This is a genomic window from Actinomyces sp. oral taxon 169 (assembly GCF_013394715.1).
GTDB lineage: Bacteria > Actinomycetota > Actinomycetes > Actinomycetales > Actinomycetaceae > Actinomyces.
Genome location: NZ_CP058259.1, coordinates 1,614,211 through 1,626,178, shown reverse-complemented (window position 1 = coordinate 1,626,178; position 11,968 = coordinate 1,614,211). Strand labels below are relative to the sequence as shown.

General features: G+C 68.8%; 9 protein-coding genes and 2 tRNA genes. 10 read left to right on the top strand and 1 reads right to left on the bottom strand.

The features are described from left to right. Positions 1-62: 62 nt before the first annotated feature. Positions 63-2,270 (bottom strand): glycogen debranching protein GlgX, encoded by a 2,208-nt coding sequence (gene glgX / locus HW274_RS06960; protein ID WP_185988461.1) that lies wholly within the window; start codon positions 2,268-2,270, stop codon positions 63-65. A gap of 215 nt (positions 2,271-2,485) precedes the next feature. Between glgX and HW274_RS06955 the strand changes: the two genes are divergently transcribed. The 10 genes from HW274_RS06955 (at position 2,486) to HW274_RS06910 (ending at position 11,966) form a co-directional block, all read left to right on the top strand. Further along, a tRNA-Gly gene (locus HW274_RS06955) sits at positions 2,486-2,558 on the top strand. Between the two features lies 1 nt (position 2,559). Beyond that, a tRNA-Val gene (locus tag HW274_RS06950) sits at positions 2,560-2,634 on the top strand. 286 nt (positions 2,635-2,920) lie between these two features. Beyond that, positions 2,921-4,162, top strand: a complete 1,242-nt coding sequence (locus HW274_RS06945; RefSeq protein ID WP_185988460.1) for a carboxylate--amine ligase — start codon at positions 2,921-2,923, stop codon at positions 4,160-4,162. Next, on the top strand, positions 4,163-5,497 hold the full coding sequence (locus tag HW274_RS06940; protein WP_185988459.1) for a peptidoglycan bridge formation glycyltransferase FemA/FemB family protein: 1,335 nt from the start codon (positions 4,163-4,165) through the stop codon (positions 5,495-5,497). Between the two features lie 87 nt (positions 5,498-5,584). Then, on the top strand, positions 5,585-7,636 hold the full coding sequence (gene thrS, locus HW274_RS06935) for a threonine--tRNA ligase (protein ID WP_144020814.1): 2,052 nt from the start codon (positions 5,585-5,587) through the stop codon (positions 7,634-7,636). Beyond that, positions 7,629-8,243 (top strand): HIT domain-containing protein, encoded by a 615-nt coding sequence (locus HW274_RS06930; protein ID WP_185988458.1) that lies wholly within the window; start codon positions 7,629-7,631, stop codon positions 8,241-8,243. The genes thrS and HW274_RS06930 overlap by 8 nt, the downstream gene beginning before the upstream one ends. 117 nt (positions 8,244-8,360) lie before the next feature. After that, positions 8,361-8,993 carry a phosphatidylinositol phosphate synthase gene (pgsA, locus tag HW274_RS06925; protein ID WP_185988457.1) on the top strand — a complete coding sequence of 211 codons (633 nt, stop codon included), beginning with the start codon at positions 8,361-8,363 and terminating at the stop codon, positions 8,991-8,993. Beyond that, complete coding sequence (locus tag HW274_RS06920; protein WP_185988456.1) at positions 8,990-9,988, top strand: phosphatidylinositol mannoside acyltransferase; 999 nt, start codon at positions 8,990-8,992, stop codon at positions 9,986-9,988. Before pgsA ends, HW274_RS06920 begins: the two co-directional genes overlap by 4 nt. Further along, positions 9,985-11,166 (top strand): glycosyltransferase family 4 protein, encoded by a 1,182-nt coding sequence (locus HW274_RS06915; RefSeq protein ID WP_185988455.1) that lies wholly within the window; start codon positions 9,985-9,987, stop codon positions 11,164-11,166. Before HW274_RS06920 ends, HW274_RS06915 begins: the two co-directional genes overlap by 4 nt. A 32-nt stretch (positions 11,167-11,198) precedes the next feature. Beyond that, a complete protein-coding gene (locus HW274_RS06910; protein ID WP_185988454.1) occupies positions 11,199-11,966 on the top strand; it encodes a hypothetical protein in 768 nt (255 codons plus the stop codon). Positions 11,967-11,968: the final 2 nt, after the last annotated feature.

Below are 11,968 nucleotides of genomic sequence, written 5' to 3'. Positions count from 1 at the left end.
GGGTGGTGCTGCTTGATGGGTGATGTGTGTTCGGCGGGGCGCCGGAAGGCCGCGGAGAGTCGCTATCTCTGGTGGCGCTCCGTGGTGGCGGCGGACTCGGGGGCGTCGATGAGGAAGAGCATGGAGCGGGCCTCGACCACGACGGTGTCGTCAGCGGCGAGAACCGGGTCGGAGTCCCCGTCCACTGCGGGAGCCGTGTCCAGCGCGACCTTCCAGGTGGGGGCGTAGCCCTCGCCGGGCAGAGTGAAGGTGATGTCCTCGTCGGAGGCGTTGATGAGCACGAGGAAGGAGTCGTCCACGATCCTCTGGCCCCGCTCATCGGGCTCGGCGATCGCCTCCCCGTTGAGGAAGACCATCATGGCCCGGGCGTACCAGGTGGTCCAGTCCTGGTCGGTCATGGACTCACCGGCCGGAGTGAGCCACTCGATCTCGCCGAGCTCGCTCTCCCCGCCGTGGCCGGCGTCCCCGGTGAAGAAGCGCCGACGACGCAGCACCGGGTGGTCGCGACGCAGCCACATCATGGTGCGGGTGAACTCCAGCAGGTCGTTGTCCTGCTCACTGAGGTCCCAGTTGACCCAGGAGATCTCGTTGTCCTGGCAGTAGACGTTGTTGTTGCCCCCCTGGGTTCGTCCCATCTCGTCGCCGTGGCAGATCATGGGCACGCCCTGACTGAACAGGACAGTGGCCAGGAAGTTGCGGGTCTGGCGCTGACGCAGCTCGATGATCGCCGGATCGTCGGTGGGTCCCTCGGCGCCGCAGTTCCAGGAGCGGTTGTTGTTGTCGCCGTCGGCGTTGCCCTCGAGGTTGGCCTCGTTGTGCTTTTCGTTGTAGGAGACCAGGTCATGCAGCGTGAAGCCGTCGTGGGCGGTGACGAAGTTGATGCTGGCCACCGGGGTGCGTCCGGCGTGCTGGTAGAGGTCGGAGGAGCCGGTGATACGGGAGGCGAACTCGCCCAGGGTGGAGGGCTCCCCGCGCCAGAAGTCGCGCACGGTGTCGCGGTACTTGCCGTTCCACTCGCTCCATAGAGCCGGGAAGCCGCCCACGTTGTAGCCGCCGTCGCCCACGTCCCAGGGCTCGGCGATGAGCTTGACCTGGGAGAGCACCGGGTCCTGGTGGATGATGTCGAAGAAGGCGCTGAGCTTGTCCACCTCATGGAACTGGCGGGCCAGGGTGGAGGCCAGGTCGAAGCGGAACCCGTCGACGTGCATCTCGGTGACCCAGTAGCGCAGCGAGTCCATGATGAGCTGGAGGACCGCCGGTGAGCGCATGAGCAGCGAGTTGCCGGTGCCGGTGGTGTCGAAGTAGTGGCTGGCCGAGCCATCGACGAGGCGGTAGTACGAGCTGTTGTCGATGCCGCGGAAGGACAGGGTGGGGCCCAGGTGGTTGCCCTCTGCCGTGTGGTTGTAGACCACGTCCAGGATGACCTCGATGTCGGCCTCGTGGAAGGCCTTGACCATGGACTTGAACTCCTGGACCTGCTCACCCTCGGTGCCGTAGGCGGCGTAGGTGTTGTGCGGGGCGAAGAAACCGATCGTGTTGTAGCCCCAGTAGTTCGACAGGCCCTTTTCCTGCAGGTGGGTGTCGTTGACGAACTGATGGACCGGCATGAGCTCGATGGCCGTCGCGCCCAGGTTCTTGAGGTGGTCGATGACGGCGGGCTGAGCCAGACCGGCGTAGGTGCCCCGCAGTTCCTCGGGAACCATCGGGTGCAGCTTGGTCATGCCCTTGACGTGGGCCTCGTAGATGATCGTCTCGTGGTACTCGTGGTTCGGGGGACGGTCGTGACCCCAGTCGAAGTAGGGGTTGATGACCACCGAGCGCATGGTGTGGCCCGCCGAGTCCTCCTCGTTGCGCACCTCCGGGTTGTCGAAGGAGTAGGAGTACAGAGTCTGGGACGGAGTCACCTCGCCGGAGATCGCCTTGGCGTAAGGGTCCAGCAGCAGCTTGGAGGGGTCGCAGCGGTGACCGGAGGCCGGGTCGTAGGGGCCCGCCACCCGGTAGCCGTACTTCTGACCCGGAAAGATCCCGGGCAGGTAGGCGTGCCAGACGTCGCCGTCGACCTCCTTGAGCGCCACCCGCTCCTCGTGGCCCTCGTCGTCGAACAGGCACAGGTCGACACCGGTGGCGGCCGAGGAGTAGAGGGCGAAGTTCGTTCCCGAGCCGTCATAGGTCGCCCCGAGCGGGTAGGGGTGGCCCGGCCAGATCTGGCGCTGGGGGCCCTCCTGAGGTTCCGGTGCGGCCTGAGGCGTCGTTGTTGTCGGCGTGGTCATGGGGACTACCCTGCCACGACTGAGGTGCGAAGGCAGGAGAGTGGGAGAAAGACATGTCACGTCGGAGCGTCTCCCGGCAAGTCCCCGGGTGCTGCCCGGTGATCGAGGCGGGTCGGCGGGGCGTGAGACACCTCATGAGGACACGGGCTCGACTGCGTTTTGCCTCCGACGGATACCTCTGCTAACTTTCTTCCCGCACCCCACAAGGGTGTCACGCGGATGTGGCTCAGTTGGTAGAGCATCACCTTGCCAAGGTGAGGGTCGCGGGTTCGAGTCCCGTCATCCGCTCGGGCGATTGGCGCAGCGGGAGCGCGCTTCCCTGACACGGAAGAGGTCACTGGTTCGATCCCAGTATCGCCCACCAGAATCGATGGTCGAATTGAGCCCGGAGCCCAGTGCTCCGGGCTCTTGTCGTTCTCCGGGACGGTCGCCTCGCGCCGGGTGGCATGTGTCACCGTCAGGCCGTGATGTCGTCTCCGAGGTGCGGACAATCGCCCGACATTCCAATGGGTTGAGGGTGTGGGGCGGTGGTGGCCGGGGACGGTACCGTGTCCGGATCGTGATGTTCCTGGAGTGGCCGGGAACGGGGCGTCCCGGCGTGCTCTACCATCTGGGGAGGAGTTGGCCCCTGCGGCAAGAAACGGATGGTTATGACGCAACGCTTCAGGCACCTGCTGCCCGTGGTCCTCGGCGGTGATATCGGCGCCTACGCCCTGGCGCGGCAGCTTCATGAGGTCACCGGCACCTCGGTGACGGTCGTGGCCTCGGATCCGATCGTCGCGATCTCCGAGTCGGCCTACATCACCGTGGTCCACCAGGAGGCTGGGGCCCCGCCGGAGCGGACCATCGCGCTGCTGCAAAAGCTGGCTCAGGGCAGAGGACCCCGCAGCGCTGTGCTCATGGCCAACACCGACGCCGCGGCCGCCATGATCTCCGCCCACCGCAGCGAGCTCGAGCCCACCTATGTCCTGCCCTTCCCGAACATCGACGTGCTCGACGCCGTCAGCGACAAGGCCTCCTTCTCCCGTCTGTGCGCAGAGGTCGGGGTGCTCACGCCCCGGGAGGTCGTCGTCGACCTGGCCGACCCCGACTGTGTGCCGCCGACCAGCGCCGACGAGCTCGGCATGGGGTTCCCGCTCGTGGCCAAGGCAGCCATCGGCGCTGACTACGACCGCATCTCCTTCCCCGGAAAGCGCAAGATCTGGTTCATCGACGACGCCGCCGAGCTGGCAGGCATGTGGAGGAGCCTGAAGGAGGCCGGCTACCGCTCCACCTTCCTGGTTCAGGAGTGCATCCCCGGTGACGACACCGCCATGCGCTCGGTGACCGCCTACATGGACTCCACCGGCGAGCTGCGTCTCATCGGCTCGGCGCGTGTCCTGCTGCAGGACCACGCCCCCACCATGATCGGCAACCCGGTGGCCATGATTACCGAGGCCTTCCCCGACCTGTGGGAGGCCACCGGCCGCCTGCTGCGTCATGCCGGCTACCGCGGCTTCGCCAACCTCGACATCAAGGTGGACCCCCGCGACGGACGGGAGCTCTTCTTCGAGGTCAACCCCCGCATCGGCCGCAACTCCTTCTACCTGACCGCCGCCGGCGCCAACCCCATGGCCGTCATGCTCAAGGACCTGGTCCTGGACCAGCGTGACGAGCCCATCGAGGTCACCCGACAGGTCCTCTACTCCCTGGTCCCCGACGGCGTCATCGCACGCTACGTGTCCGATGAGGCGCTGCGCCGCAAGGCCAAGGGCCTGGGGCGGGGCATCGACCCGCTGCGCGACCCGGCCGAGCGCTCGCTGCGCCGTCGCGTGACGATCGAGCTCCAGCGCCTCAACCACTACCGCAAGTTCGCCCGCAACTATCCGCAACGAGTCGACAGGTCCCGCTGAATGCCCGAGAACGAGAACATGCCCGACAGCACCACCCCCGACGCCACGACTGATTCCGCGACTGACTCCATGACTGACTCCAACCCTGAGGCCAAGGTCGAGGCCGGTGCACCGGCCCCCCAGAAGGCTCAGGCGAACCCGCCCAAGGACAAGGGGCGCAAGGGCGGCGAGTCTGAGCAGCCCAAGCAGTCCGAGCAGAAGGCTGACCCGACCGACAAGCCCGCCCAGCCCGCCAGGGCCGACAAGGCAGACAAGCCCAAGGCGCCTCGGCTCACGCACCCCGAGCCGGTGCACTCCACCCCGGACCGCTCCGAGACCCTGCGTCGGGTCGACGGGCGCGAGATGCGGCTGGCCGTGGGCAACAGCCATTTCCCAGTTGAGCAGACCGAGGCATGGGAGCGCTTCGAGGAGGCCATGGGCCGCCCCCTGTGGGGCCGCTACCTCTATGAGGACGAGGGCAAGCCCGTGGCCGCCATCGCCCTGTACCGCTACGAGATGGGCGGCCAGACCTTCCTGTGGGCCAAGCACGGCCCGGTCTGGCTCAAGGAGCAGTCTCCCGAGCGAGAGGCCCACCTGCGTCGCCTGCTGCGCTCCGTGGTCAAGGAGCGTGACCGCTCCGTGCGCTTCATCCGCATGCACGCGCGCTACGGCGCTGCCGACCTGCGAGAGCTGCTGTCCACCATCACCTACGACCGCACTTACGTCATCGACCTGGTGCCCAAGACGCCGGAGAAGATGGCCGCGGTCATGCCCAAGGACGGCCGCCGTGCGGTCAAGCGCGCCGAGCGCGTCGCCCGGGAGGCCGGGTGCACCATCAGCGACGAGACCGGCCTGAGCCGCGAGGAGTTCGACCAGGTCTACGAGGTCCTGCGCGAGACCGCCGAGCGCGACGGCTTCAAGCCCCACGACGCCGAGGTCTACTGGACCATGCTGACCTCCCTGGGGGAGAAGAACGCCCGCCTGTTCGTCCTGCGCAAGGACGGCGTCCCCCACGCCTGGGACCTCATCCTCACCTCAGGCAAGGACGCCGTGGCCTACTACGGCGCCTCCTCCAACGAGTCGCGCACCTTCCGTGGGGCCGAGGCCCTGGACTGGTGGGCCGCCTGCACCCTGGCTCAGGAGGGCTACCGCGGCCTGGATCTCATGGGCGCCGGCTCCACCCGTGTCCCCTCGCTCTACACGGTGGGCCAGTACAAGAAGCGCTACGCCCAGCACGTCACCGAGGTGGACGGGGCCTGGGACGTCCCGGTCTCCCGCGTCATCTACTCCGGGATGTCCGCGGCCAAGCGCCTGCGTGACGCACTGCGCGCGCGGCGTGGCTCACGGGAGGACTGAGCCCGCGCGACCACGACGTAGACTCGCGGTCGAACCGGGGTGCACCAGTACAGCGCCCCGCACCGATGCAGCAGAGGAGACGAGCCCGTGTCAGACCAGCCCATGATTGAAATCACCCTCGACGGCGCGCCCCGCACCATTGAGGCGGGCAGCACGGGGGCGCTCCTCCTGCAGGACGCCGTCAAGAAGGACGGCGTCGTCGCGATGCGCGTCAACGGCGAGCCCTGGGACCTGGAGCGCCAGATCCCGGCCGGCGCCGTCGTCGAGCCCATCACCCTGTCCAGCGAGGACGGCCTCAACATCCTGCGCCACAGCGCCACCCACGTCATGGCGCAGGCCGTCCAGGAGATGTTCCCGGACGTCAACCTCGGCATCGGCCCCTTCATCACCGACGGCTTCTACTACGACTTCGGAGCCATCGACGCCGTCACTCCCGAGATGCTGCGCGAGATCGAGAAGCGCATGAAGCGGATCGTCAAGGAGGGGCAGCGCTTCGTGCGCCGCGACATCACCGAGGACCAGGGGCGTGAGGAGCTGGCCGACCAGCCCTACAAGCTCGAGCTCATCACCACCAAGGGAGCGGGCGCCGAGGGCGCCTCGGTCGAGGTCGGCGCCGGCGGGCTGACCATGTACGACAACGTTCGACGTGACGGCACCGTCGCCTGGACCGACCTGTGCCGTGGCCCCCACCTGCCCTCGACCCGCCTCATCGGGCAGGGCTTCGCGCTGACCAAGTCCTCGTCGGCCTACTGGAAGGGCGACCAGTCCGGCGACTCCCTCCAGCGCATCTACGGCACCGCCTGGGCCAGCAAGGATGACCTCAAGGCCTACCAGACCCGCCTGGCCGAGGCCGCCAAGCGCGACCACCGCAAGCTCGGCGCCGAGCTCGACCTCTACTCCTTCCCCGAGGAGATCGGCCCCGGCCTGGTGGTCTTCCACCCCAAGGGCGCCATGCTGCGCCACCAGATCGAGCAGTACGTCGTCGACCGCCACCTGGACTACGGCTTCGACTTCGTCCACACTCCCGAGATCTCCAAGGGCGGGCTCTTCCACACCTCCGGGCACCTGCCCTACTACGCCGACACCATGTTCCCGCCCATGCTCGCCGACGAGGAGCGCGACGCCGAGGGCAACATCACCAAGGCCGGCCAGGAGTACTACCTCAAGGCCATGAACTGCCCGATGCACAACCTCATCTTCCGCTCCCGCGGACGCTCCTACCGCGAGCTGCCGCTGCGCTTCTTCGAGATGGGGCACGACTACCGCTACGAGAAGTCCGGCGTCGTCCACGGGCTCACCCGCATGCGCGGCTTCACCCAGGACGACTCCCACACCTACTGCACCCCGGAACAGGCCGGTGAGGAGATCCGTGCCCAGATCGACTTCTTCCTGTCCATCCTCAAGGCCTTCGGACTGACCGACTTCTACCTCGAGCTGTCCACCCGCGACGAGGACGGAGCCAAGAAGGACAAGTTCATCGGCTCCGACGCTGACTGGGAAGCCGCCACACAGGCCCTCCAGAACGCCTGCGACGCCTCCGGGCTGGAAGTCGTTCCCGACCCGGGCGGCGCCGCCTTCTACGGCCCCAAGGTCTCGGTCCAGGTCAAGGACGCCATCGGCCGGACCTGGCAGATGTCCACCATCCAGTACGACTTCAACCAGCCCGAGCGCTTCGACCTGGAGTACACGGCCGCCGACGGCACCCACCAGCGCCCCATCATGATCCACTCGGCCAAGCTGGGCAGCGTGGAGCGCTTCATCGGGGTGCTCACCGAGCACTACGCGGGCGCCTTCCCCGCCTGGCTCTCCCCGGTGCAGGTCCGGCTCATCCCCGTGGCGGAGGCCTTCGACGCCTACGTCGACGACGTCGCCGCCCAGCTGCGCGCCCAGGGGGTTCGCGTCGAGGTGGACCACTCCGACGACCGCTTCGGCAAGAAGATCCGCAACGCCTCCAAGGACAAGATCCCCTTCACCCTCATTGCCGGGGGAGAAGACGCCGAGGCCGGCGCCGTCTCCTTCCGGTTCCGTGACGGCCAGCAGACCAACGGCGTGCCCGTCAAGGAGGCCGTGGCCCACATCGTCAGCGTCATCGACGCCCGTATCAACGACCCGGCGGGGGAGAAGCTGCACAGTGACTGAGGAAGTGACCGGAGAGACGATCACCGGCCCCGGGGCCGGTGACGGCGTCGAGGTGGAGGCGCCCTTCTACCACGAGGGCGCCCCGCAGGCCTTTCAGCGGCTGTGGACCCCGCACCGCATGGTCTACATCGGGGGGCAGAACAAGCCCTCCGATGACACCCCCGCACAGTGCCCGTTCTGCACCGGGCCGCAACGCGGTGACGAGGAGGCCCTCATCGTCCACCGGGGCGAGACCAGCTACGTCATCATGAACCTGTACCCGTACAACACCGGTCACCTGCTGGTGTGCCCCTATCGGCATATCTCCGACTGGACCGAGGCCACCGCGGCCGAGCGCCAGGAGATCGGTGAGCTGACCGCCACGGCCATGAGCGTCGTGCGCTCGGTGAGCCACCCCCACGGGTTCAACCTGGGGATGAACCAGGGCGAGGTCGCCGGTGCGGGGATCGCCGCCCACCTCCACCAGCACATCGTGCCGCGCTGGAAGGGGGACGCGAACTTCATGCCCATCATCGGACGGACCAAGCCCGTCCCCCAGCTGCTCGGCCAGCAGCGGGACATGCTCGCGGCCGCCTGGCCCTCCGGGACGGGGCAGAGCGGGGACTGATCCCCCTGGCCCCGCTCGACGCGCTCCGGCAGGCTGAGAGCAGCCTCAGCGTCCCAGTCCGTCCCGTGCCATCACGGCCCGTCTCCTAGACAGTTCCACCCCAGTGATAAGGACCTCATGCTCGGCAACCACGGCCGCGGCCTGACCAAGGCCCTGTTCACCCGACCCGCCCTCGCGCTCGGGCGGCTCGGGGTGACCCCCAACATGCTTACCGTCACCGGAACGGCCCTGTCCGTGACGGCGGCGGTCACCCTGCTGCCGAAGGGACACTTCATGGCCGGGCCCTTGGTCCTGCTCGTGGTGCTGGTGGCCGACTCCTTCGACGGCATTCTGGCCCGGGCCACTGGCAAGAGCTCGGTGTTCGGGGCATTCCTGGACTCCACCATGGACCGTCTTGCCGACGGCGCCGTCCTGGGATCCCTCGCGGCCTGGGCGGCCCTGTCCATGCCGGTCGGCGTGCTGCGCACCGTGACCGTCGCGGCTGCCTTAGTCGCCGTCGTCATGGCGGCCACTGTTCCTTACGCCCGCGCCCGGGCTGAGTCCATCGGCGCCAGTGCTTCCGTGGGGATCGCCGAGCGCACCGATCGGCTCCTGGTCGCGCTCGGCTCCACCTTCCTCGTGGGGCTCGGGGCACCCCAGTGGGTGCTCACCGTCGGGCTCCTCTACGTGGCGGTCGCCTCCTTCATCACCGTGATTCAGCGTGTGCGCGCCGTCCATCAGCAGGTCCACCAGGAGGGTGAGAAGCAATGAGGATGCGCCTGCCAGCCGTCTCCGACGCCTACCGCCTGGCCTGGCGCGGTACCCGACACCTGCCCGCGCCGGTGGGATACAGCCTGGCGCACACCGTGGCCGACGCGCTGTGGGCCTGGCAGCGCCTGCGGCGCTCCACCGCCGGAGTAGGACAGCTCGAGCGCAACCTCTCACGCATCCTCCCGGCGGGAACACCAGCGCCCGCGCTGCACCGGGCCACCCGAGCCGGCATGCGTTCCTACATGCGCTACTTCTACGAGGCCTTCGCCTTGCCCGGAATCACACCGGAGCAGATCCTGGCGCGCGTGCGCACCGACATCGATCCCCAGCTGCGCGAGGACGTGCGCGCGGGCAGCGTCGTCATGGCCCTGCCGCACATGGGCAACTGGGACCTCATCGGAGCCTGGGCCTGCCGTGAGCTCGCCACCGTCCTGACCGTCGCCGAACGCCTGGAGCCCGAGGACCTCTTCGAGCAGTTCGTCTCCTTCCGCCAGTCACTGGGCATGCGCATCATCGGCCAGTCCCACGGGGAGAAGGTCTTCGACCGCCTCCTCGAGGCGGCGAGCCAGGGGCACTACGTCGTCGCACTCCTGGCGGACCGGGACCTGTCCTCGGCCGGCATCACCGCGCGGCTGGGCAGCGCCACCGCACGGGTGGCCGCAGGGCCCGCGGCGATCGCCCAGCGCCTGGGACGCCCCCTGTACGCCGCCTCGATCCACTACGAGTCGCTCACCGGCCAGAGGCGCCGTCGGGCCGGATCGCCCTGGGGAATCGTGCTGACCGCCCGCAGGGTCCCGGCGCCCCAGCAGATGGAGGGACGCGAGCAGGTCGTGGCGCACACGCGTGCCTGGGTCGCTGCGCTGGAGCCCCTGCTCGCCGAGCACGCCGAGGACTGGCACATGCTCCAGCCCGTCTTCGACGCCGACCTGGACCAGGAGCGCCTGGCTCGCAGCCACGCCCGCGACCAGCAGGGCGCCCACGAGGAGTATGCGTGAGGATCGGTATCGTCTGTCCCTACTCCTTCGACGCTCACGGAGGCGTTCAGGTCCACGTCATGGACCTGGCCGGTGAGCTCTTCCGCCGCGGCCACGAGGTACAGGTCCTCGCGCCGGCCTCCCAGGACACCGAGCTGCCCGACTGGGTCACCAGCGCCGGTGACTCCATCGCCATCCCCTACAACGGCTCGGTGGCACGGCTGAACTTCGGCGCCCTCGTGGCCAGACGGGCCCGACGCTGGCTGGATGCCGGCGACTTCGACATCCTGCACATCCATGAGCCCATCACCCCCAGCGTCGGGATGCTGGCCCTGCAGGCCGCCACCGGACCGGTGGTGGGCACCTTCCACGCCGCCATGGACCGCTCGCTGGCCCGTGAGCTGCTGAGCCCGGCGACGGTGCCGCTCATGGAGAAGCTCTCGGCCCGCATCGCCGTCTCCGAGGAGGCCCGCCGCACCCTCATCCAGTACCACGGCGGCGACGCCGTCGTCATCCCCAACGGCGTCAATGTCGGGCCCTTTGCCGACGCCCCCAAGTACGACCCCCGGTTCCGGGGCACGGACGAGGCCCCCACCATCTCCTTCCTGGGGCGCCTGGACGAGCCCCGTAAGGGGCTGCGGATCCTGGCCGACGCCATCCCGACGGTGCTGGAGTCGGTGCCCAGGGCGCGTTTCCTCATCGCAGGGCGCGGGCAGGCCCAGGAGATCCGGGAGGAGCTGACCCGCTTCGGTGACTCCGTGGTCTTCCTGGGGGGCGTCAGCGACGAGGACAAGGCCGCCATGCTGGCCTCGGCCAGCTGCTACGTGGCCCCGCAGACCGGAGGGGAGTCCTTCGGCATCGTCCTGGTGGAGGCCATGGCCGCCGGCACCCGGGTCATTGCCTCCGACCTCAAGGCCTTCTCCGACGTGCTCGGCGAGGGCCGTTACGGGGCCCTGTTCCGCAACGAGGACGGCGGCGACCTGGCCCGAGTCATCATCGACACCCTGCAGGACGCCGCAGCCGCCCAGGCCCGCGTCCAGGCGGCCAGTCAGGTGGTCGGCCGCTACGACTGGTCCGCGGTCACCGACGAGGTGCTCGACGTCTACGACATGGCTCTGTCCACCGCCCACACCCGGGTCGAGCCCGCCCCCGGTTCGCGCACCATGCTGGGCCGGTTGCGCGATGCCCTGGACGACTAGCAGCTGATCTCAGGAGTGATGAGGAACCGACCATGGCAGCAAGCATGACGACGGCCGTGACGCAGGCCGTTGATACCCCGGCCGGTGCGGCCACGGCCCTACCGGCACTGTCCGCCACAGGGTCCGGTGTGATGACGGCGCCGATGTGGAGCATCGTCGTGCTGCTGGTCGGGTTGGCCGTGACCGCAGGGTGGGCGCTCTACGCCAGGGCAGTGCGGGTGGACCGGCTGCACCGGCAGGTGCTGGGCGCTCGGGCCACGCTTGAGGCCCAGCTCGTTCACCGGGCCGAGGCCGCGGCGGAGCTGGCCACCGTCCCCTCCCTGGATCCGGCTTCCGGACTGCTGCTCAGCCGTGCCGCTCGCGAGGCGCTGGACGCCGAGGGGCCTCTTGTCGATGACGGCCTGGACACCTCCACGCCTCTTGAGGGCACCCCCTTCTCCCATCCTGCTTCCAGCGGCGCGGCGCTCCCGACTCCGACCGCCCGCAGTCGGGCCCTGATCGAGTCCGATCTCAGCCGGGTCCTGCGAACGGTGGTCAGCGAGCCCGCACGCCGCGAGCTGTCCGCCGACCCGCTGAGCTTGCCCGCGCTCAACCGCCTGGACCGGGCCTGCTCCCGCCTGGTCCTGGCCCGCAGGTTCCACAACACCCACGTCAGCGAGGCCCAGGCCCTCAGGGCACGGCCGCTCGTCCGGATGTGCCACCTGGCTGGGCACGCGCCCATGCCCCAGACCTTCGATGCCGACGACGACACCACCCCTGAGGCGCCGTCCAAGCGCGACGACGAGGTGCAACCGAGGTGATT

Coding starts and splice junctions, on each gene's coding strand:
- HW274_RS06920 (WP_185988456.1), top strand. CDS start 8,990: ATGAGGATGCGCCTGCCAGCCGTCTCCGACGCCTACCGCCTGGCCTGG.
- pgsA (WP_185988457.1), top strand. CDS start 8,361: ATGCTCGGCAACCACGGCCGCGGCCTGACCAAGGCCCTGTTCACCCGA.
- HW274_RS06910 (WP_185988454.1), top strand. CDS start 11,199: ATGGCAGCAAGCATGACGACGGCCGTGACGCAGGCCGTTGATACCCCG.
- glgX (WP_185988461.1), bottom strand. CDS start 2,270: ATGACCACGCCGACAACAACGACGCCTCAGGCCGCACCGGAACCTCAG.
- HW274_RS06940 (WP_185988459.1), top strand. CDS start 4,163: ATGCCCGAGAACGAGAACATGCCCGACAGCACCACCCCCGACGCCACG.
- HW274_RS06945 (WP_185988460.1), top strand. CDS start 2,921: ATGACGCAACGCTTCAGGCACCTGCTGCCCGTGGTCCTCGGCGGTGAT.